Source organism: Gardnerella sp. DNF01151 (assembly GCF_049244235.1).
Lineage (GTDB): Bacteria > Actinomycetota > Actinomycetes > Actinomycetales > Bifidobacteriaceae > Bifidobacterium > Bifidobacterium swidsinskii.
Map to the genome: position 1 here is coordinate 93,627 of NZ_CP058389.1, position 24,314 is coordinate 117,940.

The 24,314-nt window shown below is 39.8% G+C and carries 16 protein-coding genes, 2 tRNA genes and 1 pseudogene; 7 read left to right on the top strand and 12 right to left on the bottom strand.

Annotated features, from left to right (window positions below; genetic code table 11):
* The first annotated feature begins 577 nt into the window (after window positions 1–577).
* Window positions 578–1,549, top strand: a complete 972-nt coding sequence (locus HXT37_RS00385; protein WP_004110194.1) for a ParA family protein — start codon at window positions 578–580, stop codon at window positions 1,547–1,549.
* Window positions 1,549–2,901 carry a ParB/RepB/Spo0J family partition protein gene (locus HXT37_RS00390; RefSeq protein ID WP_103013751.1) on the top strand — a complete coding sequence of 451 codons (1,353 nt, stop codon included), beginning with the start codon at window positions 1,549–1,551 and terminating at the stop codon, window positions 2,899–2,901. Before HXT37_RS00385 ends, HXT37_RS00390 begins: the two co-directional genes overlap by 1 nt.
* A 123-nt stretch (window positions 2,902–3,024) precedes the next feature.
* On the opposite strand, the gene trxB is transcribed toward HXT37_RS00390, so the two are convergent.
* The 5 genes and pseudogenes from trxB to HXT37_RS00415 form a co-directional block, all read right to left on the bottom strand.
* A complete protein-coding gene (gene trxB, locus HXT37_RS00395; protein WP_102703290.1) occupies window positions 3,025–3,966 on the bottom strand; it encodes a thioredoxin-disulfide reductase in 942 nt (313 codons plus the stop codon).
* Window positions 3,967–4,001: 35 nt separating this feature from the next.
* The gene (locus HXT37_RS00400; protein WP_033888539.1) at window positions 4,002–6,221 is read right to left on the bottom strand and encodes a kinase; all 2,220 of its coding nucleotides are present in this window, start codon (window positions 6,219–6,221) and stop codon (window positions 4,002–4,004) included.
* Between the two features lie 166 nt (window positions 6,222–6,387).
* A complete protein-coding gene (murJ, locus tag HXT37_RS00405; protein ID WP_421779537.1) occupies window positions 6,388–8,184 on the bottom strand; it encodes a murein biosynthesis integral membrane protein MurJ in 1,797 nt (598 codons plus the stop codon).
* Window positions 8,181–10,603 (bottom strand): annotated as a pseudogene (locus HXT37_RS00410) (DUF6049 family protein). The gene murJ and the pseudogene HXT37_RS00410 overlap by 4 nt, the downstream one beginning before the upstream one ends.
* A complete protein-coding gene (locus HXT37_RS00415) occupies window positions 10,554–11,330 on the bottom strand; it encodes an NUDIX hydrolase (RefSeq protein WP_004110180.1) in 777 nt (258 codons plus the stop codon). The pseudogene HXT37_RS00410 and the gene HXT37_RS00415 overlap by 50 nt, the downstream one beginning before the upstream one ends.
* Window positions 11,331–11,372: 42 nt before the next feature.
* On the opposite strand from HXT37_RS00415, the gene HXT37_RS00420 reads away from it, so the two are divergent.
* Window positions 11,373–12,845, top strand: a complete 1,473-nt coding sequence (locus HXT37_RS00420) for a CCA tRNA nucleotidyltransferase (protein ID WP_049762339.1) — start codon at window positions 11,373–11,375, stop codon at window positions 12,843–12,845.
* Between the two features lie 57 nt (window positions 12,846–12,902).
* On the opposite strand, the gene HXT37_RS00425 is transcribed toward HXT37_RS00420, so the two are convergent.
* From HXT37_RS00425 to HXT37_RS00440, 4 genes are all read right to left on the bottom strand, one after another.
* Complete coding sequence (locus HXT37_RS00425) at window positions 12,903–13,529, bottom strand: LytR C-terminal domain-containing protein (protein WP_004110176.1); 627 nt, start codon at window positions 13,527–13,529, stop codon at window positions 12,903–12,905.
* A gap of 129 nt (window positions 13,530–13,658) precedes the next feature.
* Window positions 13,659–14,555: a 16S rRNA (adenine(1518)-N(6)/adenine(1519)-N(6))-dimethyltransferase RsmA gene (gene rsmA, locus HXT37_RS00430; protein WP_102155561.1), complete on the bottom strand. Its 897-nt coding sequence runs from the start codon at window positions 14,553–14,555 to the stop codon at window positions 13,659–13,661.
* A 55-nt stretch (window positions 14,556–14,610) separates the two neighbouring features.
* Entirely contained in the window at window positions 14,611–15,993 is a 1,383-nt protein-coding gene (locus HXT37_RS00435; protein ID WP_421779540.1) for a G5 domain-containing protein, read from the bottom strand.
* Between the two features lie 448 nt (window positions 15,994–16,441).
* Window positions 16,442–16,518, bottom strand: a tRNA-Thr gene (locus HXT37_RS00440).
* 164 nt (window positions 16,519–16,682) lie between these two features.
* Here HXT37_RS00440 and HXT37_RS00445 point away from each other — a divergent pair.
* Window positions 16,683–18,524, top strand: coding sequence for a serine/threonine-protein kinase (locus HXT37_RS00445; RefSeq protein WP_421779542.1), 1,842 nt, complete (start codon window positions 16,683–16,685; stop codon window positions 18,522–18,524).
* A 132-nt stretch (window positions 18,525–18,656) separates the two neighbouring features.
* Entirely contained in the window at window positions 18,657–19,628 is a 972-nt protein-coding gene (locus HXT37_RS00450) for a DsbA family protein (RefSeq protein ID WP_421777246.1), read from the top strand.
* A 95-nt stretch (window positions 19,629–19,723) separates the two neighbouring features.
* Here HXT37_RS00450 and HXT37_RS00455 read toward each other — a convergent pair whose 3' ends face one another.
* Window positions 19,724–20,683 carry a DsbA family protein gene (locus HXT37_RS00455; protein WP_004110158.1) on the bottom strand — a complete coding sequence of 320 codons (960 nt, stop codon included), beginning with the start codon at window positions 20,681–20,683 and terminating at the stop codon, window positions 19,724–19,726.
* A 240-nt stretch (window positions 20,684–20,923) separates the two neighbouring features.
* Between HXT37_RS00455 and HXT37_RS00460 the strand changes: the two genes are divergently transcribed.
* Together HXT37_RS00460 and HXT37_RS00465 are read left to right on the top strand one after the other, a co-directional pair.
* Window positions 20,924–22,051, top strand: a complete 1,128-nt coding sequence (locus HXT37_RS00460) for an ABC transporter ATP-binding protein (protein ID WP_004110155.1) — start codon at window positions 20,924–20,926, stop codon at window positions 22,049–22,051.
* Between the two features lie 249 nt (window positions 22,052–22,300).
* Window positions 22,301–23,716 (top strand): DUF4032 domain-containing protein, encoded by a 1,416-nt coding sequence (locus HXT37_RS00465; protein WP_004110152.1) that lies wholly within the window; start codon window positions 22,301–22,303, stop codon window positions 23,714–23,716.
* Window positions 23,717–23,867: 151 nt separating this feature from the next.
* Here the strand turns inward: HXT37_RS00465 and HXT37_RS00470 are convergent.
* Both HXT37_RS00470 and HXT37_RS00475 read right to left on the bottom strand, forming a co-directional pair.
* Window positions 23,868–23,940, bottom strand: a tRNA-Lys gene (locus tag HXT37_RS00470).
* A 71-nt stretch (window positions 23,941–24,011) separates the two neighbouring features.
* On the bottom strand, window positions 24,012–24,272 hold the full coding sequence (locus tag HXT37_RS00475) for a glutaredoxin domain-containing protein (protein WP_004110149.1): 261 nt from the start codon (window positions 24,270–24,272) through the stop codon (window positions 24,012–24,014).
* Window positions 24,273–24,314 lie beyond the last annotated feature (42 nt).

Below are 24,314 nucleotides of genomic sequence, written 5' to 3' on the forward strand. Positions count from 1 at the left end.
GCTCGACCAAGCAATTCCTATCTCCCACTATTAGTAAAACCGCTAGTGTTTTTGGTGTGGTAGGAGTGCCTGGTGTGACGTGCGCAGCAGCACGGATGCTAGTGTTCTCTATGCGATAAATATTCAACGTCCGCAGAGCAATACTGTTAAAGTTTGCTAATCAATAAATAATCGCCGTTTGCAAAGCATTACTGCAAAGCTACATAATCGCCGTTTGCAAAGCATTACTGCAAAGCTTCATGTGCAACGTTTGCAAAGCATTGGTGCAAAGCTACAGAAACATACAAGCATCCAATCAATGCGAAAAATCGAAGAATCTCACCACATGAATATAAATTGTTCAATTAGGTTTTGGGGAGAGCGAGGCATTGATTGTTTCTATTTTGTAGTGTGCAGCAGCATTAACATTAGTGTTCTATGATTAGAAAAATATGTAGTTAGTTATGGAATAAGGTGTTGATGTTTCATGTGAAACATCAAAAAAATTTGTGCTTTTTATGTCCATGGAAACGACGAAACTTAAAACACGATATTTTTGTTTTAAGAGTTTCGCATATTTAATTGGGGGTGATACGTCGTGGAATCAGCTGCTGAAACGATTCAACGAATTTTTGGAGATTCAAAATCCTCCCTAGGTATTGAATTGGCAGATTTGACATCTCGTTTTCATTCCATTGAACAAGCGAAATATCCTAAGCCTAAGCAAACGCGTTTTATTGCTGTTGCTAATCAAAAAGGTGGAGTAGGAAAAACAAGTTCTGCTGTAAATCTTGCTGCAGCTATGGCAGTAAGTGGATCAAAAGTACTTCTTATTGATATGGATCCACAAGGGAATGCGTCAACTGCATTAAATACTCCTCATGCTTCTGGTAATTTGTCGGTTTACGATGTTCTTGAAGGGCGAAAAAGTATCGCTGAAGTAAAACATGCTTGCCCAGATATTGAAGGACTTGATGTTGTGCCAGCATCCATTGATTTAAGTGGTGCTGAATTAGAGCTTGCAGATATGGATAATCGTAATAATCTGTTAAAGGATGCCTTGCAAGAATATCTTGATAATAGCAGCGAACATTACGATTATGTTTTTATTGATTGTCCTCCGTCGCTTGGCTTGTTAGTGATTAATGCCATGTGTGCAGCACGTGAAATGCTTATACCAATTCAAGCTGAGTATTATGCTCTTGAAGGTTTAGGACAGCTTATAAGAACTATTGGTTTAGTCCAGCAACATTACAATCCAATTTTAGTTGTTTCTACAATGCTTGTTACTATGTTTGACAAGCGAACTTTATTAGGCAGAGAAGTTTTCCAAGAAGTTAAAAAACATTATCCAAATATTGTGCTTGAGACTACGATTCCTCGTACTGTGAAAATACCTGAAGCGCCAAGTTTTAACCAAAGTGTTATTACTTATGATCCTCATGGATCAGGAGCGATTTCTTATCGCGAAGCTGCGTTAGAAATAGCGAAAAGGTCTAAGACAGTATTATCTGTTATCGCAGCAAAGCAAGATGCTAATCGACAAGAACAACAACAGGAGAATCAATAATGAGTGGAAATAAGTCTCGCCTGGGTAAAGGTTTAGGTGCTTTGTTCCCAGCTTTGCCTGGCGAGGATGCGCTTGCCGATGCATCTAATAATTTGCAATTTAATGTTTCACATGAAACAAAAAAATCCGAATCTGTGGATAGTCAATTAGAAGAACAAGCAAAAGTTTCACGTGAAACGTTACATAAAGATAATAATCAATCAAAAAATGTTTCACATGAAACAAAGGTCCCTAGTATGAGCAATTCAATTGCTCCTCACGCGGATAAGAATAATAACAAAATAAAGAATGTTTCACGTGAAACCGTGCCGTCAATTCATACTAACAAGCATTCTCATAAACGTTCAACTATGCCATCTCTTGGAGATGTCACTAGACCTATGGATTTCTTTTTTGGAGATTCAGCATCAACGACATTTATGTCGTCTAAGGCAAAAAATAATGAAGAAACCGTTATTGGTGAAAAAAATAACGCTGCTGAAAAATCGAATAAAACCGCAAAAAATGAGCCTTTGAAGCCAGTAAAAGGTGGATATTTAGCTTATCTTAAGCCGTTAGATATTGTTCCTAATGCGCATCAACCTCGAACAATTTTTGATGAAGATGAGCTGCGAGAACTTGCGTCATCTATTAAAGAAGTCGGCGTTTTACAGCCTATAGTTGTGCGACCTATTGTTGATGCAGATAAAAATGATGAACAAATTGCACATTATGAACTTATTATGGGCGAGAGAAGATGGCGTGCTTCTCAGCTAGCTGAACTTGATACAGTTCCAGCGATTGTGCGCACAACTGCTGATGAAAATATGTTAAGAGATGCATTGCTTGAAAATCTTCATCGCGTTGCTCTTAATCCTCTTGAAGAAGCGGCAGCATATTCTCAGATGATAGATGATTTTGGTTTAACACAGATTCAGCTTTCTCAGTCTGTATCAAAATCACGTCCACAAATTGCTAATACTTTAAGACTTCTCAATCTTCCTGCTAGCGTGCAAAAACATGTCGCCTCAGGTGTGCTTTCTGCAGGTCACGCACGAGCACTACTTGGCTTGGAAAATCCAGAAGATATGGAAAGTCTAGCCAATCGCATTATTGCAGAAGGATTGTCAGTTCGTAGTACTGAAGAGATTGTTTCGTTGAAGAATGAAGATACATCTCATGGAGCAGTACGTACGCGTGTGCGTCGCAATAATCAGTGGTCTTCTTCGCCTGTGCGCAAGCAGCTTGAGGAGCATTTTGCTACCAAAGTTTCTATTAAGGGCACAGAAAATCATGGAAGAATCGAGATTGTCTTTTCTTCTCCTGAAGAAATGCAACGAATTATTGGTTTACTTGTTTCTAAAAAAGAATAGTAGTTTTAATAAAATACGTGTGACATTTGTCTACAATATAATAGCTTAGACTGTAATGTCACACGTAAATTTAATTGTATTTATGCTTTTACTTTTAGTAAGCCTTTGTGTAATGAGTAAGATTTAAGCGTATTTTTCGTTAAGATAAGTTTGAGCATCAAGAGCTGCTCTGCATCCCATTCCTGCTGCAGAAATTGCTTGACGATACATGTTGTCGACAACATCTCCCGCAGCAAAAACGCCTTCAACAGAAGTGCGAGTAGTTGCACCATCAACAACAATTGTTCCATCTTCATTAAGTTTTAATTGGCCGTTTAAAAACTTTGTTGCAGGAGTGTGACCAATTGCCACAAACAATCCAGCTGACTCAACTTCTTGAGTTTCTCCTGTAATAACATTGCGAACAGTAAGTGAAGTAGCTTCTACATCGTTGCCGTGCACTTCATCTACAACGCTATTTGTAATAAATTTGATTTTTTCGTTTTCTTTTGCTCTGTCAACCATAATCTTTGAAGCGCGGAATTCATTTCTGCGGTGAATTAAAGTAACAGAAGAACCAAATCGTGTGAGGAACAATGCTTCTTCAAAAGCAGAATCTCCTCCACCAACTACAGTAATTGGTTTTCCTCGGAAGAAGAAGCCGTCACAAGTTGCGCAATAAGATACACCTCTGCCGGAGTACTCGAGTTCTCCCGGAATGCCCAATTTGCGCACTTGCGAGCCCGTAGAGACAATAACTGCGTCGGACTCATAAGTTATACCGTCATCGGTAGTAACGAGCTTTACAGCACTTTTAAAGTCTACAGAAGTGACATCGTTCAGCAATATTTCTGCACCAAATTTTTCAGCTTGTTTTTGCATAGATTCCATTAAGTCAGGGCCTAAAATACCTTCTGGGAATCCTGGATAATTCTCTACTTCCGTTGTGTTCATCAATTGACCGCCTGGAGTAAGAGCTCCAGCAATAACAAGTGGTTTGTACCCAGCGCGACCCAAATATATTGCAGCAGTGTATCCTGCAGGTCCGGATCCAATTATGATAACTTTTCGAAGTTTATTTTCCATTACTTATTTCCTTAAAAGCACTTATTATAAGAGATTCAATACAGTTTTACAGAATTGATGTACAAACTGTTCTTAGGCATGCTATCTTTTGGAACCCATAGCATGAAATCTTGAGATTTTACAATCTTCTTAAGTTTTACATCTGTTGTTCCGCTTTCATCGAATGTAAATTCTGCTACTTGAGTTCCCTTAGTTGGATCATCCTTAGTATCTGCCAACAAATATGCGTGACCTCCAGAGGAACGTATCGAAACAACGAAGCGATACACAGTTTGTGGTTCGGTTAAGTGAATATAGTATCCATATCCAGCTTGATTAGCCGGGAAGCTTAAGAATTGATAACGATCAGCTTCGTAAGCAACGTTATTAGTAGGAATTTTAGGCTTAGGCACAGGTTTTACTTGCTTACGACCCATATTTTTCTTAACAGGTTGTTTTTCTTGAGGAAGAATACCTTGGCTACCAAACGGAACATTTTCTAGACTAGTGCTATCCCATGAGCCGTTGTTTCCGAAGCTACCTGTGCTTTCATGATTGCCAAATAAACCATGTAATGCCAAAGCTAATCCAGCTACAAGGAGTAACGAAACAGCCCCGATAACAATAACTTTGGTTGAAAGACCCCACCAAATCTTAGCATCTGCAATAGTGTTGTTATTTTGTGTATTCTGCTTTTGTTTGTGCAAATTAGCAGTTTGTTCCAGAGGCTGGAAGCTTGGCGGCAAAGAAAGTGCTCCATTTTCTTGGATATCGTCGTTTTGGTCATTGTTTATTTCGTCTCTAAGTGCTCTTGCTGATTCCTCTCCAGGAGCTACAAATCTTCCGTGAGAATCAACAACAGGAACGCGACCAGTAGCTTCGCCTTCTGAAGTTAAGTTTTGTGGTCTTGAGATTAATTCTGTGTGTTGATTATTTTCAGTAAGAAGATGCCCAAAATCAAAACTACTAACTACGCCTGTTTCGCTAATAGTATTTTTGGAAGTTTGATTTCTTGTATTTTCAACGTGATCAAAAATATTTTTAGACGTAGCAGTATCGGGAAAATGTTTATATGAAGCAGACAATGTTGGGAAAAGAGCATCGTCTGTATCAAGTTCTGTAGGAGCGAGAATGCTAGCCATTTCTGCTGCTGCAATATCATGAAAATCTATATCTGTATTAGTGTTAGTTTCGTCACTAAAACTATTGTTACCAATGCCTTCAGAATCTGAGTTAGTATTGCTTCTTTTAAGAAGAGATCCCAATGTTCTTCCAGCATTTTTGAAGCTATCACTTAACTTAGCGGATCCATTTGTATTATTTGAAATAGTGTTGGCTGAATTAGTTGAAGAAAAATCGTTAGAATCCTGATTATTTCTTTGCATTAATTGTGCATCAAATTCTTCTTCACTTTGTGAAAGACCTTCAGGCAAAGGTAGTATACAATCATCTTTTGCTTCGCGAAGTCGAACATTGCTAATAGAAGCAACACTTGTTTTACCATCAAGCACAATATCTCTTGTTGTGAGCTTCGATAAAGGCGTGTATGAACCTAATAATGCTACTAATTCTGCAATAGACGCCATAGGTATTACGTTGTTATTTTTATTTGAAGCTAGGCTTCTTGTGCAAATCATCCTAAATTCTGAAGGAGTATTATCTGGCAAAAGAGACGCATCAAAACGAGCTTGTATTCGAGAAGAAGTTCTAGTAATCAAAGTGTATAACAATGATGCAAGTTGCTTAGTTGCAATATGTTCAACATTTTGCCTTGGAATTTGATCATCATCTTTTTGAGTCACATCTTCCAAAAGAGGACTTACTGGAGTATCTGCTAACTCAATTCCTGAAGAACTTATGCGAACAGTGTCACTAGAAACAGCGTGGTGAGTAATATTGCTAGCAAGTAATCTGCTTAAAGCTTGTGCAGTTTCTGCAACAATAGTTCTTATTGCTTCGTAGCTTAAAGGTGCTTTTTTAAGAGCCAAATAATCATTGATAGTAATACCGCGATCTAAAGCTGTAACAATAATTGCAACAGAATCATGATGCCGTAATTGAAGTACTTGCGTAAACTTGCGGCTATGCGATAAAGCCAAGGTTGATGCAATTGTATTTACTTGCGGCAAAAAACGTGAATCTCGTACAATAAAAAGCTGGCAATCCTGCGTAAGTATGCGGTCATTGGCTTGCCATACTTGCAAGCCTGCTTCGTTGCGCAAAAGCGATACTAGTACGTATCGATTTAGTACAATATCTCCTAACCGAGGTTCCATTTGTTCCTCATCTTCCTACGCATGTGCAATAAGTAACTTAACATTTTTTACTAACACATAATTGTACTGGTGAGCCGTCATGTTATGTACAGCATTTTGCTGTTATTGAAATAATTTCCCAAATAATCACATATTTTAAGGAAAAGCTCAATATGAAACTACGCTCTTAGAAGTTTTTGCTGTTAGAAGAATCATGATATTTTGCATCGGATTGTATTCTACGCGGAATTCTAAGATTTTTCTGTTCGTGCTGTGATTGACTTTTTGCAGTTTCTTCAAAAATTTTAGCAAGAGGAGCAAGAGCAGGAATCTTTTGGGCAAGCTTACTAATTATTGGGGCAGACAAATCTACAAGTTCTCTGGTCTTCAAAAGTAAGAGTGCTGACAGATAAACAACAGCAATAATAATTGTTGTTATTGCGCAAATAAGTATTGCGTATACCCACCTTAATATTCCATGCATATGTGGGGAATTGAAGTTTAAAACATGCAATAGCGGTTTACTCACTAAGAGACCAACAACAATAGATACTATTGAAGCAATAATAATTTTTATATGCGTAATTGCAAGATTTCGATCATCTAAGTCATTGTTGAAACGATTTCGAAGCATATGAACAAGTGATGGGAAAGTCAAGAAGTAGCTTATTGAAACTGATGAGCCTAAAGCTGTAATCCAATAAGTAGGTGGCAGTACATTAATGCAACATACAAAGGCAAAAAGCTCAGTAAGAAGTTGCGCTGCTGCGAAAATAAAAGGACTTTTACCGTCTTCAAAAGCAAAGAATGTGCGTTGAATAATCAAATAGCTACTAGTTAAAGGCAAGCCAAAAGCTAGCATCATTAGAGGTGCAGACATAAGGTTTGCTTCTTGAACACTTATTGATGGTATTAAAGCTAACGAAATAGGTGTTGGAATAACAATAAAAATGACTGTAAAGAAGCACATAATTATGCTTACGTGCCTGAGTGCTTCACTTAAATCATTGCGCGCGCTATGTAAATCGTGAGATGCAATAGAGCGTGAAATTTTAGGGAAAATTGCTGTTGCAACAGATACTGCAACTAAAGAGTAGGGCAATAGGAACATTGTGTAAGCGTTTTGATAAGTAGCATTACCTGCTACTTCAAACTGGTCTAAGCCTAAACGTTTTTCAGCAACAAATGGGACGCTTGTTGTTATATGCGTAGTAATCATTACAACTATTTGTGTAACAATAACAATGCCCATGCTCCATGCAGCAACAGGGCCCATTGATCTTAAACCGATATCTCGTATACCAAAACTTGGCTTGTAGTGTATTCCGCATTTTATAAGAGGTAGGAATAACACTAAAGCTTGTGCTGCTACGCCGATAGTCCAGAATCCTGCAGTGAGCAAAAGAGTATTGCCATTCCAAAAACTTAGTGGCATCCTATTTGCTTTACCAAAGATGATGATAAAAACGCCAAAGCCTAGGCAACTAATAATATTTGCTGCAACTGAACTCCACGCGTACATGGCAAAATGCTCTTTTGCTGCCAAAACTTGCCCAAGTACTGTATAAATACCGTAAAAGAAAATTTGAGGCATGCACCATAAAGTAAATGAACATGTTAATGTTTGCATTTCGGCGCTTCCGCCGGCGTATAGCATAGTGAGCACAGGCGTTGCTATAGACATAAGAACTGTTAGCGCGAGAAGCAGAAGAATTGCAAATGTAATAAGTTTATTTAAGCGTTCCTCGGCATTTTTCTTTTCGAGAGTGCGAACAATTTGCGGTACTAATACAGCGTTGAAAATTCCACCTGAAACAAGCGTATATATTAGCTGTGGAATCATAGATCCAGCTTGATATGCGTTTGCTGCTAAACCTGTTGTTCCAAGGGCTGCTGCTAATAAGATAGTACGTATTTGACCTGTAATGCGTGATGCGGCTGTTCCGCTAGCCATAATTACAGAATTTCGACCTACTGAACTCATTCGTCTGGATCCTTCTTACGGTGGAATTGCCTCCAAAGGCCAAGAAGACCAAGAATGAAAGCAAATACTATAATAATCGTACCGCTTTTATCACTAATTTGCAGTGTACTAGTAATAAGTGTGCTTTGTTCTTTTGCAAATACGCGATGCTGATTGTCTTCAAGCACAAAAGTAGCTTTTGTGTGAATTGATGTAGTGATTCTCAGTGGTAAAGTTACTTGAGTTTCGCTATTAGCTGGAATTTTTACTAAAGTTTTACGGCGTGTAACAATTTCCATAGCATGAGTATTTGCAGATAAATACACTTGCACAGGGTAAGAGTATGTGTTGCTTATCGTAATAGGCATGCTTGCTGTTTCGCTTACGGCAGTAATATCATGCGGTGGGATTATGCGAATGCCATTCATCAGTGTATTTGCAAAAGTCTTAGCAGTATTTTTACTTATACAAGACTTGTTATTTTTCTTGCTGTGTGCAGTAGTTTTGGCTGAATCTTGCTGCTCGATCGTATTATTGGTAAATTCGTGCAAAGAAATATCGTCGTATAAGCGTAATAAATACTTTTCTAAGTCTTTTATGTTAATAAGTTTTTTTGTTTTGGCTGTTTGTTTTGCAAGTGCTTGAGCGTCACCCTCAGTATTATGAGGATGCTTAGCGGAACTATAGTCGAGAATATTCTTAGTAAAACGTAAAACGTCTTTCCTTGAATGTGACAAATCGTTTAGGCAAGAGCGTCGTTTTTCAGTAATATTCTCGCTTATAGAGCTGTTGCGAGATATTTCACGCATTATGGAATTTTTCTTCCAGTCAGGCAAGGCATTTTGCTTCGTATTTGCCATTGTTTGCAAGTCGCTTAACGACAGCCAAGGAGATTGTTCTAATGCGTTCATAACAGCATCAATATTTGAATTAGATGCATTATTCGAAAAAGTAATGAGAATATGTCTATCAACATACGGCTGTTCCATTTGGTAGAACGCGCTTTGTGCCACTAAACGATTAATGCGCCCAGCCTGAGTTCGTTCGCTTGTTGCGTTATCGCTTGTAGGCTTTCCGTTTGCCAGAAGAGTAAGCACTGATTGAGGTGACAAAACTCGCACATTCCCTGCAGGCGTATCTATATCGTATATGCCATTTCTAACAGCAAACTGTGAAGCATTATTGTCAAATTCGTCTGTTGCAATAACAGTTTCATATCCATTACGTTTTGCTTGCTCTAGTGCATGAATAGTCCATTTGCCGTATGTTTGCCATGCATAAGCTTTATTTAAATTATGATTAGTTGAGTCTGTTTGTTTTGAATTATTTGCTTTAGTAATATTTTTCTGCGATTGCGAATTTTTTGCAGACCATTTTTCTTTAGTAATTCCTGCCGATTTATACAAATCGTCATTATTGTCATCTGCATAAGCACTGATATCAAAACCAGATTGTTGCATATAAGCGCTTGGTTTGAGTGTTAAATGCGATGCTTGTATTGTGCTTAAATCTGCGATTGTTTGTAATTTTGAGTGTTTATTTGCTAAATCAGCTTTCCCAATAATGTTGTGAATACTATCTTTGTCTGCTCTAAGTAACATTTCTAAATGATCGCTAGGTTGAATGTTATTAGCTTTAAAATTGCGTAAATCGTTTTGTGTACGAATTAATATTGGCATGAGCGCAGTAAGTTTCATCGCTGGTAAGTTAGCTGAGTGCATGCCAATATTTGCTCTTGTCAAAAAGAATGTATCGATTTGTATTTTGAATAATCTTGTGAGAAATACGTAATTTTTAATGGTTTGGGACCCCAATTCAGGATGGAACGTAATTCTTGTTTATCTGCAGGTATGTTAAAGCTAAGAGTGCACGTGTGACCGGAAGCTAAACTTGGAGTTTTTACGGAATCTAAAATTTGAGGAGTTGGTATAAGAGATTCCTCTTGCGACCAATTTTGCACGTCCGTGCGCGAAACAAAAGTGTAATTGGAATTTATAGAAAGTTGTAAAGTGCCTTCTGGAAGTGCCGTTTTTACGGCTTTTAGTGTTGCAGTAAGGTGGTATCCGCTTTTATCTGTTACTACAGGCGTTGCTTGAGTTATATCTATTTCAATGCCCTTGCTATGCGGGTTCTCATACGTAGATTGTTTTTTATTTTGTCTTGTAGAAGTTTTGTCAGATAAATCTGCTTTTTTCGTGTTTGCATATGCGTAATTTGCTAATCCTGCATATTTTGCTGTTGGAAAAGCAAAAATTGTTGCAAATACTACGAATAATATAAAAATAAAACGTGCAGAAATTAAGCAAGTATGTAACGTAACTCGTAATAAAGAAAATACGTATGAAAGTGCCTTCTGCTTTAGAACAGTAGACGCATTTGTGGTCTGATGTTTACGCGTGAGTTTCTTCACTGTTAGACCGCCTATGTGCTTTTTTGGCATAAAGCCATGCAATTTTACGTTCATTTGGATAGCTTAGTATTGCATTAAGTTCTTTAAAATTCACCCATATTGCGTCTTCTGCTTCGTGATCAGGATCTCCTAATACAGATAAGTCGCCACTTACGTAACGTAACGCAAAATGGTGTACTAGCTTGTGTACTCTATGCGTTGTGCCTGTAAACCAATAGTCGATTGTGGCAATCGAATCTACTACTTCGCCAACTATACCCGTTTCCTCATGAATTTCGCGAACTGCTGTTTCTTGAGGTGTTTCACCTTTTTCTATATGTCCTTTTGGTAGACACCATTCAAGGTGTCCGCTTCTTGAATGACGAGCAATAATTGCGACACGCCCGAGAGAGTCAAATACTAAACCGCCTGCGGAATATTCTCGAATAATTGGCAAGTCTTGCGCATCTAAAGAAGCAAAAGTTGTAGGAGTATCTGCCTGTCTGCGTGGTGGCATAAGTGCTGGAGATACGCCTGAGAAAGAAGATGTTTTTTGAAGATTATCTTCCGGCGATCCTGAGTCTTGCGCAGTGCTGTCATCCTTAGAAAACAGCGGAATATCAACAACATTTTGTTCTTCACAACTGTCTTGCTGGCAAGACTTTTTTCTATGCATTTTAGCTAAATCAAGTGGCGTAATAACAGGAGCAGCTTGATTTTGGGCATGATTATCCGCAAGCTTGGCGAGCGTACGTCGTAAGTCTGCAGGAGTGATCATATAGTCAACATTACTCAATCCGCTGTGCATTGGGGTAACGGTATGCTGGAATATAGATTGATTTTTGCTGAAAGGGTGTCGGTAAGGGTGACTGAGAACTTCGAAGTTTGGCCTGAAGCTATAGAGTTGGGGCGACTTTTTGCTGAGCGTCATTATGAACTTGCATTAGTTGGTGGTCCTGTGAGAGATATGCTACTGCATCGCGTGTCGCATGATCTTGATTTTTGTACATCAGCTCGACCCGAAGAGTTTGAACCTATTTTGCGTCGTTGGGGACATGATGGTTTTTGGGATATGGGTCGCAAATTTGGCACGTTGGGAGCTATGCGTCGACGTGCTGATGGTACAGAAGTAAAAGTTGAAATTACTACATACCGTTCTGATGTGTACGATCCAGATTCTCGTAAACCTGAAGTGCAATACGGTGATACTTTAGAAGGTGATCTTTCTAGGCGTGATTTTACTGTCAACGCAATGGCGTTGCGCGTGCCAGATTTACAGTTTGTAGATCCTTTTGGCGGTGCTAGTGATTTAGCTAAAGGCGTGTTGCGAACCCCGGTTGATCCTCGTCAATCTTTTGATGACGATCCTTTGCGTATGATGCGTGCAGTTCGTTTTGTTGCGCAACTTGGGTTTAGTATCGAAGCAAATACTGCTGAAGCGATTGTGGACATGGCAGATAGGTTAGATATTGTTTCTGCTGAAAGAATTCGCGACGAAATTACTAAAATGTTACTTTCGGACAGACCTCGTAAAGGATTAGAAGCTCTTGTTGAATCTGGTATAGCTCAGCGTGTTCTTCCGGAGATTCCAGCTTTACAGCTTGAAATTGACGAGCATCATCGTCATAAGGACGTTTTTGAACACACAATGATGGTTCTTGAGCGCGCTATAGCTTTGGAAACAGATCAGGAAGGTCCAGTGCCGTCTCCAGATTTAACGTTGCGTCTAGCTGCTTTATTGCATGATATTGGGAAGCCAAAAACTCGAAAATTTGAAGATGGAGGGAAAGTTAGTTTCCACCACCATGATGTTGTTGGCGCAAAAATGACTCGTAAACGTTTGAAAGCACTGCATTTTGATCATCATCTTATCGAAGATGTTACTGAATTAGTGAATTTGCATTTGCGTTTTCATGGGTATGTTGATGAACCGTGGACTGATTCTGCAGTTCGTCGTTACGTAAAAGATTCAGGACATCTGTATGAGCGGTTGAACCGACTTACTAGAGCAGATGCAACCACTCAGAATCGTCGCAAATCGTTAATGTTTGAGCATGCGATGGACGAGATGGAAGAGCGCGTAAAGGAGCTTAAAAAGCAGGAAGATTTTAACGCTATTAGACCTGATGTAGACGGTAATGAAATAATGCAATTATTGCATTTGCAACCAGGTCCAACAGTTGGTGAGGCTTATAAGCATATGCTTGATTACCGTCTCGATAATGGTCCGGTAGACCATGATATTGCTGTAGAAGAATTACAGCGATGGTATGAGGAAACGTACAAAAAGTAAAAGTTTCTTCACTTAAATAAAGAGTAGCAGTATAAAATATTTTACTGCTACTCTTTTTTATTTAACTTCCTTATGCTGATCTGCCTTAGGAATGTTTTTCATAAGATCAGCTCTTATACATCCTTGCACTTCATGTATTGTTGCGCCTGCTGCTGGAACATCTACTTTAGGGCGAAGATTATTAAAAGTAGAGCCAAGCACAATATCGACGAGCTTATCTTTTCTATCATCCATTCGCATAATTGCATCGGTAAAATTAGCGTTTACTGTATAAGCTTCATTAATAGCGTTTTTTCCAAAGTAAATGATTGTTCGTTTAATGTTACTGGATTTGTTATTGTTAACTTCTGTTAAGTTAAATCCGCGAGCGTTTAAAGCTTCGCCAACCGCGCGAGCAAGACCGCGGAACTTTGTGCCGTTGAGAACTCTGATTGCTACAGCTCTATTATCTACGTAAGGGGCTTTGGCTCCTTCTTTTCCTATTATTGCGCATGGAGCTGGAACGCCGTAATTTGGGTTATCTTTTGGAGCACGCACAGAATTTATGCCAAAAGCGTGGAATTGCACAAGTAAAGCAAATATAAAAGTGACGCCCAAGCCTACGCCCACTGTAGTGAGTACAGATCTTTTTCTTTGATACATGAAAGCTTTACGAGCAATACGTTCGTCGTATTCTTGCGTCATGTTCACTTCCGATCTGTGGTTTGTAACTTTGTTAGCAGCAAGTTTACACAAGCTGCAGAATATACGTAATATTTCATTGCGTAATATTTTATTTTGCATATTTATTCAACGAATAAATATGCGTTTTATTTATAATTTACAATCTTTGCATGCGCGATATAAAGCAATAAATTCATCGCAAGTAAGCGTCTCGCCGCGTCTAGTTGGGTCAATTCCAGAATTTTTATATGCTTCTTCTGGAACTTGATTTTTAAGAGCTGCGTGCAATGTCTTACGTCGTTGCTGGAAGGCGGCATCAATGAAAGCGAATACTCCCTCACGTTCATTATTGTCACCTTTGCCTGTGCAATTGCGAGTAAAAGAAACTAATGCTGAATCAACGTTTGGCGATGGCCAAAATACATTACGACCGATAAGCCCTGCGCGTTGGGCTTTGCCGTACCACGCCAACTTAACACTTGGTGTGCCATATACTTTATTCCCAGGTTGTGCGCATAAACGATCTGCTACCTCTTTTTGAACCATAACTAGAAAATTCTGTAAGTTACTAAATTTTTCTAGCAAAGTAAGAATAATAGGCGTCGCAACATTGTATGGCAGGTTTGCAACAAGAGTAAATTGTTTAGCCTGCGTAATCTGTGGAACATCATCGGCATTTACTGCCAAAGCGTCTTTTAGAATGACGTTAAATTTTTGCATTGATTGAGGCATAAATTCTTCTACAGTATGCGGCAATCGTCGAGCTAGCGGAGGGTCTATTTCTACTGCAGTAAGCTGTGCTCCTGTTTGCAATATTGCAAGAGTAAGAGAACCAAGACCAGGCCCTACTTCCATAACGATATCGCCAGATTTAACTTCAGCTGCCGCTACTATTTTTCGCACTGTACCAGGATCAATAACGAAATTTTGACCAAACTTTTTGGTAGGAGTAATGCCTTCCTCGGCAGCAATACGTCTAATATCTGCTGCACCTAAAAGCTGACCTTCATTTTCAATGCTGATTTCTGTCAAAGTTTTACCGTCCAAATTTCGTAACAATTAATCCGTTGCGCCAAAGTGCGTTAAAACACGCTGCTGCCTTTTAATACCAGCCAATTTCGCGCGAATGCTTTACTGCTCCACTAGGTGTTTTATATTTGCTCTTAATGTAACTTAGACCCCAGCTAATTTGTATTGCGGCATCTTCATGCCAATTAGCTCCTGCACTGCTCATTTTATTTCCAGGAAGAGCTTGAGGAATGCCATAAGCGTGTGAGCTAGGATTTTCTGCGTTCCATCTCCATCCAGATTCCCTATTCCATAACCATAAAAGATCTTCCCATTCTTTACCGGTCCAACCCATTTGCGCAGCTGCGCCCTGAGCGAATAGTTTAGCTTGTTCTGGAGTAGCATGTACAAGGCTATCGGGATTAGAGCTTGGAGCGGGTGCAGGTGGATTAGCTGCAGGTGCGGGAGCTGCAGATGCGGTTTGTTGTTGAGTTGGCTGTTGGCTGTTTTTCTTCTCCTGTTTTGCAGGTTGCTCAGTATTCTGCTTTTTGGGTTGAGAGTTTGTTTGTTGTTTGGATTGTTTTGACTTTTGCGTATTTGTATTATTTTTGTGAATTGGTGCAGGAGCAGCCTTACCTACAGCAATAACTTGATTAACTGCAGGCTTTACCAAATTTTGCGAAACTAAAGTTGCGCTTTCTGCTTTGCCATCTACGTATGTAACGTTATAAATATCTTCGCGCTCACCATTCACGCCAACTTGTTGTACAACGCGAGAATTCGCTGGAAGTTTAGGATCTACTACAGTTTGTGTGGCAAAAGGTAATGAAACTGTACGAGTTTCTTTGCCATGAGTAACTCGAGAAACACGTAAAACAGTATTTCCATCATCTTCTTCTACGCTTACGCGATCTTCCTTGCCGAGCACTATACCTTGAGAATCAAGAATTGCGCTCGCAGGTAAGTCTCCATTTTGCACAATGCGTGTTTTCCTGTCAGCGATAACGCTAATTGGACCTTTTTTATTAATTGATAAGCCGCAAGTGAGTTTATCGTAAATATTTTGCAAATTTACTGTAATTCGTGAAGCGTTCTTAGCATTAGCTTTAAAAAAGCCGATTAATTGATCGACACTAGTTGCAACAGTCCAGAACGGTATAGTTACTCCATCTACAGTGATAGAAGTTTGATAAGCACTGCGAACTGTTACAGTAGAATGATTTGTGAGAATATCTCCAGAAGAAGAAATAATTTGATCGTGAGTTTTTATTGGCACGTGTTGTTCTTCCAATAAACGTATTGGATTTGTTGAATAAGTGCTTACAATATGCGTTTTTCCATTTATGATCATTGCAACAGATTTTTTAGCTGTAAATATAAACAAGCTTGTTGCTGTGAGTGATATAGATAAAACGCAGGCGATTATTCTTGCACGACGCATCACTATTAATCGTCTAGGCGTCCATCGACGTGCCATACAATCACTCCCTTTGCAATAATGCTAACTTCTCTATTATACCTTCAGTATTGCATTCAAAATTGAGTGCAAAACAAAATAAAAGTGGGGGCGGGAGAGAAGGGGATATTCCCGCCCCCTATGAGGTGGAGCTGGTTGGGGGACGCTCCACTCTCACCTCGGAAACCCTGAGTTGGGGGAAGGTTCCCGAGTTCTTACTCGCGAAAAGTTTTGTTATAAAGATGATCATGTGCACAGATATAGATTTGTTATTTTCATAATACGCCATAATTTGGCACTGTATATGAAAAATAAAAATCTTTTCTATTTTTGAATAGTTAATTAGCCACTATCCCCTCTGCTTTAATCATTTCACGTCATTATATGTGATACGAAAGATAACAAAACTATAGTTCTGGAATATGTGAATGGAAAATAAGAAATACTCGCGAAACGAGTGGAATAAAAATGGAGCCTCCTGCCGGGATCGAACCGGCGACCTGCCGCTTACAAGGCGGCCGCTCTGGCCATCTGAGCTAAGGAGGCGAAGTTTCTCGTTAGCATGACGAATCATGCTAAGTAGAACAATTGATTAGTGTACCATATGCCACGTCATTACAAAATTACGGCGATGTTGAATATAGAAACGGCGTGTTTTTTGTTGTTTATATTTGCGTATTTGGCAATATAAGGCATTAACATAATGCAGTATGGAAGATACAAGCATGTTCGATTTGCAACCAGGGACTAATGTAGGCGGATACACGCTTATTTCTAGGCTTGGCGGCGGCGCAATGGGGTCAGTTTGGCGCGTTAATGACGATGGCGGCAATCAATATGCTATGAAAATATTACGTGCTTCTGTTCATGCAAAACAGAGTGAAGATGAAGATTCTGAGCAGGAACGTGCTCGAATACGTTTAAAACGTGAAGCTTTGGCTTTGCAGAGGATTCATCATCCAGGTGTTTGCGCGATAGTGGATATGGAATTAGATGCTTCAATCGCTTTTATTGTGACAGAGTTGATTGAAGGACATAATTTGCGCGAAGACGTGGATGAGAATGGACCTTATATTGCAGATGATTTGGAGCGTCTTGCGCATAAGCTTATTGAAGCTGTTAAAGCAGTTCATGAAGCCGGTATTGTTCATCGCGATATTAAACCAACTAATGTAATGATTTCTGCTACTGGACCTGTATTGGTAGATTTTGGGATTGCGATGGGCGAAGGTGAAAGCCATGTTACTCGCACGGGATTAGTGATGGGCACTCCTGGTTTTATTGCTCCAGAAATTATTGAAGGCGGAGATTCAGATGAACTTACAGATTGGTGGTCTGTTGCTGCTGTGCTTGCATTTGCGGCTACCGGTAAGCCTGTTTTTGGGACAAAGCCTATGATGGCGGTTTTGGAGCGTGCTGCCTCAGGCAATGCAGATTTAACTGGGTTATCTCCTAGAACAATGGCTGCTTTTCGTAAGGCTTTGAATCCGATTCGAGAGCAGCGTTGCATGCCATCTGATTTAGAAAATGCAATTAGTCAAGATGCTATGGATCCTTTAGCCTGGCCGGAGGCGAACCGCCCTTTTGACCGTAATGCCACTAACATAACTATGCGTAAAATGTGGTGTGAAACAAGTCGTGAAACAAAAGAAAAAACTGCTATACTAACAAATTCTCGTACCTGCGATGCAGCTGGTACAGCTGGCATAACAAATCTTAATTCTGATGGAGAAATGCCAACCGTAACTGTTCGTTCTACTACTGTTATGCCACATTCATTAGATAATAGTGAAGACGATAAAACATTTTGTGTGGATGAAAAAACACGAATTAATACGTTAAACGATGTAGATTTTCAGAATATACAGGACGACAATTCAAACAATTCACGCATTGCACAATCTTCAAAACTTATTCGTTCTTCTGATAACACTTTTGATAATGGCAATATTGAAAATGAAGCAGGTGATTCTCTACACGTTAAAAGTGATGAAGTGTCTTCTGTTGATCCTGCTCTTAATAAACATGATTATGCGCGTAGAGGAACATGGATACTGCTGATTTGTATAATTCTTCATTTAGCCATTGCTTGCTTAAGCATTCTCGATTCTATTGGTTTTGCGATGGTTTTTATGTGGATTAGTGCAACATCCGGCTACAGTATTTCATCAAGCTTGCGAAGATGGCAACTTAACGATGGAATAATTCCTCGCCATGATTCTGTAGTGCTTATTGCAACTTTACCGTGGCATATTATTCGAGGATTTGTTTACATGCTTCCACGAGTTATAGCTATTGTTGTTTCTGGAGGTATTGGAGCTGTTATATATCCATTTTTCTGCGGTAATAATCCTGAATTACTTTCTATAGATGTTGGATCCTTGCGTATTCTTTTACCAACTTACTCACCTAATATTTTTTCAAGTACTGCAGTTGGATATGCTCTAGGATTTATTGTTGCATGGGTTATTTTTGCTGCAGTTAAGTGGACTACAAAATTCCGTTTAGGATTAGGTGCGTTATTTTATTCTGGAAAATCATTTGAAAAATAAAAATAGTATGATACGTAATGTGTATTTTCCGTTGATGCCATCTACTAAACTGTGATGAAGTTATTATTTCATTAGCAAGAATGCTGCTAGGAACGAGTCTTAGTGTGCGAAATAAATGGTTGAAGGATAACAATGCCTAAAATTCAGATGCGTGATAATAAGCAGGGAGATTCATCTGCTACTCGCCTACAAAGAACTATAGAAAATCGCGAACGTGCAGCGCGTGAGGCGCGTGAGCGTCGTCAGCAAGCAATTATCGGCGCTATTGTAGTAATTATTGTTGCGGCTATGTTGGCTGCTGTAGGCATTACTGCGTATCAGGCAGCTTACGTTCAGCCTCAGAAAAAAATAGAGCAATCTGCAAAATCTAATCATAATTTGGATAATATTGATCCAAGTATTCGTCCAAGCGGTGTTAATTCTAAGAATGGCATTCTTTTTAGCAAGGATGGGTACGGCAAGCAAGCTGTTGGTGCTCCTACAGTTGCCACTTATTTTGATCCTTTGTGCCCTGGTTGCGGATCCTTTAATCGTACTGTTGATGAAACTTTAATTAAAATGGTTGAAGCAGGTCAAATTAACCTAGAACTTCACCCAATGTCATTCTTGGATGGACTTTCTACTGACCATTACTCGACTCGTGTTTCTAGTGCTATTGCTTATATCGCTTCATATGATAACAATCCAAAGCATTTGCTTCAGTTTATCAATGGCATTTTTAACGAAAAATTCCAGCCGGAAGAAAGCGAGGGATATAAGCCTGTAAGCAATAAAGAGTTGATTAAACTGGCTAAGAAATCTGGAATTCCAAACGAAATTGCAAGTAAAGCTTTTAACCGCCAATATTTGAAGTGGCAGCTGCTAGTTAATAAATACACTCCTGATCGTAAGGAATTGTGGAATGTCAGCGGTCCAAATAAAGGATCTATGACAACGCCGACTGTAACTATTAACGATAAATTGCTTGATATGAATGCCATTAATGAGAAAAAAATGAAGGTGCTTGATGCTCTGCTTCATTGCATCGGCCTGGATAAAAAACAAGTTGGAGTTGCAGGTCAGATGCCTAAAGTGTCTGACACTAGTTCCCCTATTGCATTGTAAATAAGCTAAATTATAGAAATCTAAATTATTAAATAAAAACGGACGTTAAGTGTATTCTTAACGTCCGTTTTAGTGTAGAGATTACTTAATTTTATTTATAATTCAAGCGGCTTACTCTTATACGTAACTTTCGGCATATGACCAGATTTGCCAACATATTTTTTATCGATTCCCAAAGACTTTAATATAGCTTCCAAAGGATCCATTTGCTTTTCAGAAGCTGCATTGAGATCTACTAGCTTACCGTTAATTGTTACTGTTGGAGTTGTCATAGCGCCTTTATTAGAGCCAGAAACATTCCATAAAGCTTTTTCTTCTGGAGTATTCTCATTAATAACTTCTTGCCACTTAACATAGTGTAAGTTAAATGCTTCATTCGCAATCTTATCTGCAACTCCAGCATCTTCAGCTAAATCAATAAGAGCTTTATTTGGTGTTGCTTGGTATCCGTCGCCTTCTTCCGGCTGGAATCTTTCGCTAAAAATACTATTGATGAACTGAAGCAAATGCTTTGGATCGTTGTCGTGCGAAGCGATATAGGCAATACCGCCTGAGACGCGATAAGAATATTGATCTGAGCTAAAACGATTTAAGAATGACATTGGGTGAAGTTCTAGGTTAATTTGACCTGCTTCAACCATTTTAATTAAAGTTTCATCAACAGTACGATTAAAGGATCCGCAACCAGGGCACAAAGGATCAAAATAAGTAGCAACTGTAGGAGCACCAGCAGCTTGCTTGCCGTACCCATCCTTGCTAAGAAGAATTCCGCCTTGTAAATTAGATGCTGGTGGGATGTCAGAAGAAGGCAATTTTTTAATCTCTTTGGTTATTTGGGAGTCTGCTGTATCCTCAGTTTGTGTATCTGGCTTATTGGTTGTTGGATTTTCAATTTTTACTTGTGGTTTATTGATTGAATTGTAATAAGTCATAAACCCAGCTCCTGCAGCGAATGCAAGAATAATTAGTGCTATTACGATGCCAATTAAGCTTTTACTATAAGGGGTATTTGATTTTTGCATTTCATTATTTGTTGTTTCTTGTTGTTGATCCATAGTTATTCTCCTTTTGTGCGCCTTACTCGACACGCCGAGTTTATGCAAAATACTGATTTTTTGCTGTTTTTCTAAGATAAACATGATATATTAAGGCATGGCTCAACGAAGAGAACCTTCAATGGACCAGGTAAGTAAACTGTGGACGATTGATACCCGCCGATGTAGGAATTGGGGTCATGAGTGCACACCCTTCACTACGGATCGTTCGGCACGTACCTGCCGATGAAAGGACATATCATGGCAGAAGTTGTATTTGATCATGTGACTCGTATATACCCGGGCAACGATAAGCCTTCGGTTGATGACTTGAACATGACTATTAAAGATGGTGAGTTCCTCGTACTCGTTGGTCCATCTGGTTGCGGTAAGTCAACTACTTTGCGTATGTTGGCAGGTCTTGAAGAGGTTAACAAAGGACGTATCCTCATCGGTGGTCAGGATGTTACTACAATGCAGCCAAAGGATCGCGATATTGCAATGGTCTTCCAGAATTATGCACTGTATCCGCATATGACAGTTGCTGATAACATGGGCTTTGCTTTGAAGATTGCTGGTGTTCCTAAGGAAGAAATCCGCAAGCGTGTTGAAAAAGCTGCAGAAGTGTTGGATTTGACAGAGTATTTGGATCGTAAGCCGAAGGCTTTGTCTGGTGGTCAGCGTCAGCGTGTTGCTATGGGTCGCGCAATTGTTCGTGAACCAAAAGTCTTCCTCATGGATGAGCCTCTTTCCAACCTCGACGCTAAGCTCCGCGTTCAGACTCGTACTCAGATTGCTGCTTTGCAGCGTCAGCTTGGTGTTACTACTCTGTACGTTACCCACGATCAGACCGAAGCTTTGACCATGGGCGATCGCATTGCAGTGATTAAGCTTGGCGTATTGCAGCAGGTTGGAGCTCCTACTGAGCTTTATGACCGCCCTGCAAACGTATTCGTTGCAGGCTTCATTGGTTCACCATCTATGAATATCAATCAGCATCCAGTTGTAAACGGTCGAGCTCAGATTGGTGAGGATTCTATACTTCTTCCAGCTGAGGCTGTTGACAAGCTCACTGCAGAAGATAACGGACAGATTATTGTTGGCTTCCGTCCAGAAGATGCAAGCTTGGCAACATCCGATGATCCAAATGCGTTCTCCTTGAAGGTAATGAACGTGGAAGATCTCGGTTCTGATGGCTATATCTATGGCAATATCATCACCGATGGTTCTCCTGAGGAAGCATCTACTATGATGTCTGATCAAAATAAGCTCACGACTATTCGCGTGAACCCACGTGCTCTTCCAAAGGTTGGCGACACCGTGAAGATCAAGATTGATCCATCTAAGATGCATCTGTTCGCACCTTCTACGGAGTTGCGTTTGAACTAAAACGTTGGTTTGCCTGCTTATATAAGCTAATGAGCAAACTTTCGGTATAAGGTATAGAGCGGGGTTCGCAATATGACGCGAACCCCGTTTTTGGCACAAAAAAGCAGCATAATAAGTGTACAATAATACATCATTACAATGCATCGCTTATTATATATAGTTGTTATCAATAATTCGTCGGTGGTTGAGCTGTGTTTATCTGGAATGCAGTGATATCGTTGGCATGAGCTTGATTGGTAAATAAACTTTATGGAATGGAATGACGCTCCTCAATTAGACCCGCGTGCTGTGCAAGCAACTTCGGTATCTGCACAGGACGAGAATGCGTCTTCTCAAGAGCCGCAGGCACTGAAGATTACTGCGGCTAGTTCAAATCCAAAAATGTTTACACTGCCTTGGGAATTACCACTTTCTCAATGGCCTGCTGATTTATTCGTGAATTTGCCGCGTGGTATTTCTCGCCACGTTGTGCGATTTGTTCACGTTGGCGATGAAGTGTATGCAATGAAGGAAATTACTCGTCAAGTTGCAGAACGTGAGTATGAGCTTTTGCGTAGGCTTCGTAAACTTGAGTTGCCTACAGTTACTCCTATAGCTGTTGTTGCAGGACGCCATGACGCTAATGGTGAAAAGCTTGAGGCAATGTTAGTTACGAAACATTTGAAGTTCTCACTACCATATCGTGCATTATTTGCTCGTACGTTGCGTCCGGATACTGCAGAGCGCCTTATCGATGCGCTTGCTGTTCTTATGGTGCGCTTGCATCTTTCTGGCTTCTATTGGGGCGATGTATCGCTTTCCAACGTGCTGTTTTTGCGAGATGCAGATGCTTTTTCTGCATTCCTAGTTGACGCAGAAACTGGTGATTTGCATGGAAGTTTAACAGAAGGTCAACGAGAATACGATATTGATTTAGCTCGAACCAACATTATTGGTGAGCTTATGGATTTGAGCTCCGGTCAGCTTTTACCGACAGAAGTAGATGAAATCAGTATAGGCAATCGTCTAGTAGATCGCTATCATTCGCTTTGGAGTACGCTTACTGACGTTGATAAGTTCAGTCCTGATGAGATGTGGCGAATTGAACGTCGTGTTAATCGTCTAAATGAGCTTGGTTTCGATGTTGATGAGTTGGAGATGAAGACTTCAGAAGATGGTCGAAGGGTTTTGGTTCGACCTCGAGTTGTGGATGCTGGCTATGCTTCCCGCAAGCTTCTTCGTCTTACTGGATTGGATGTTCAAGAGAATCAGGCTCGAAGGCTGCTAAACGATTTGGATGCATATCGCACTTCTACATGGCGTCAAGGTGAAGAGCTGGAAATCGTCGCAACTGATTGGATGCGTGAAATTTTCGAGCCAACAGTTCGTATGATACCTCCTGAATTCCGTTCGCAAATTGAACCAGCTCAGTTCTTCCATGAAGTGTTGGATCATCGTTGGTTTATGGCAGAAAAAGTTGGCCATGACGTTGCTATGCAAGATGCTGTGACAAGCTATATTAAAAATGTGCTTCCTCAGTACAAAATGGATAAGCATGTTCTTGCTGCTATTAATGCAGATGCTGATTCTGGCGTTGTGGATGATGAATACACGTATTCTTCTCCAGCACCTGTAGGTCACGATATAGATGAAGATGATCAAGATGCTAGTGTTTGGGCAAGTTGAGTATTGTGTTATATAAGTAATCAGCTAATTCTCAATAAGTACGGCATTGATTGCCGTCTTTGATTTTAAGTGAATTTTTCGTCGGGGAGCTTCAACTCCCCGTTTTTTTATTGCAGTTTACTCGCTTACCCTAAATTTGGGTATAAAAAAGTGCCCCCTGTGGGACTCGAACCCACAACCCAAGACTTAAAAGGACTCTGCTCTGCCAATTGAGCTAAAGGGGCAACAAATGCTAAGTGTACTACATTCAATCGACGAAGTGAATATCGTGTTAACTTATGCGTGTTACATATATTTATTGCAGTATTCCGAGTGACTCAAGTTTTGCTTTTATTTGTGTTGCTGATGGCTCAACCATAAAAGTATTATCTGCAAAAGTAACAACTGGAATATGCTTTTGATTGCTAATTTCAATCGCTTTTTCTTCAGCACCCTCTTCTGTTTCAATATCGTGCCAAACGAATGCCACACCATACTGGATTAGCGCAGCTTTCGCACGTTTGCAATCTCCACACCAATCTGCACCGTATACATTTACGGTAGGCTGATCTGACATAAAATCCTCCTCAATGATTTTGTGAATTCAAATTTTGCGTAA

What these genes read in the sequence shown, in the direction of transcription:
- HXT37_RS00390 (WP_103013751.1), top strand. Translation starts at nt 1,549, where the DNA reads ATGAGTGGAAATAAGTCTCGCCTGGGTAAAGGTTTAGGTGCTTTGTTC.
- HXT37_RS00435 (WP_421779540.1), bottom strand. Translation starts at nt 15,993, where the DNA reads ATGGCACGTCGATGGACGCCTAGACGATTAATAGTGATGCGTCGTGCA.
- HXT37_RS00400 (WP_033888539.1), bottom strand. Translation starts at nt 6,221, where the DNA reads ATGGAACCTCGGTTAGGAGATATTGTACTAAATCGATACGTACTAGTA.
- HXT37_RS00475 (WP_004110149.1), bottom strand. Translation starts at nt 24,272, where the DNA reads ATGTCAGATCAGCCTACCGTAAATGTATACGGTGCAGATTGGTGTGGA.
- HXT37_RS00460 (WP_004110155.1), top strand. Translation starts at nt 20,924, where the DNA reads ATGGCAGAAGTTGTATTTGATCATGTGACTCGTATATACCCGGGCAAC.
- HXT37_RS00450 (WP_421777246.1), top strand. Translation starts at nt 18,657, where the DNA reads ATGCCTAAAATTCAGATGCGTGATAATAAGCAGGGAGATTCATCTGCT.
- HXT37_RS00445 (WP_421779542.1), top strand. Translation starts at nt 16,683, where the DNA reads ATGGAAGATACAAGCATGTTCGATTTGCAACCAGGGACTAATGTAGGC.
- HXT37_RS00425 (WP_004110176.1), bottom strand. Translation starts at nt 13,529, where the DNA reads ATGACGCAAGAATACGACGAACGTATTGCTCGTAAAGCTTTCATGTAT.
- murJ (WP_421779537.1), bottom strand. Translation starts at nt 8,184, where the DNA reads ATGAGTTCAGTAGGTCGAAATTCTGTAATTATGGCTAGCGGAACAGCC.
- HXT37_RS00455 (WP_004110158.1), bottom strand. Translation starts at nt 20,683, where the DNA reads ATGGATCAACAACAAGAAACAACAAATAATGAAATGCAAAAATCAAAT.
- trxB (WP_102703290.1), bottom strand. Translation starts at nt 3,966, where the DNA reads ATGGAAAATAAACTTCGAAAAGTTATCATAATTGGATCCGGACCTGCA.
- HXT37_RS00465 (WP_004110152.1), top strand. Translation starts at nt 22,301, where the DNA reads ATGGAATGGAATGACGCTCCTCAATTAGACCCGCGTGCTGTGCAAGCA.
- HXT37_RS00420 (WP_049762339.1), top strand. Translation starts at nt 11,373, where the DNA reads ATGCTGGAATATAGATTGATTTTTGCTGAAAGGGTGTCGGTAAGGGTG.
- HXT37_RS00415 (WP_004110180.1), bottom strand. Translation starts at nt 11,330, where the DNA reads ATGATCACTCCTGCAGACTTACGACGTACGCTCGCCAAGCTTGCGGAT.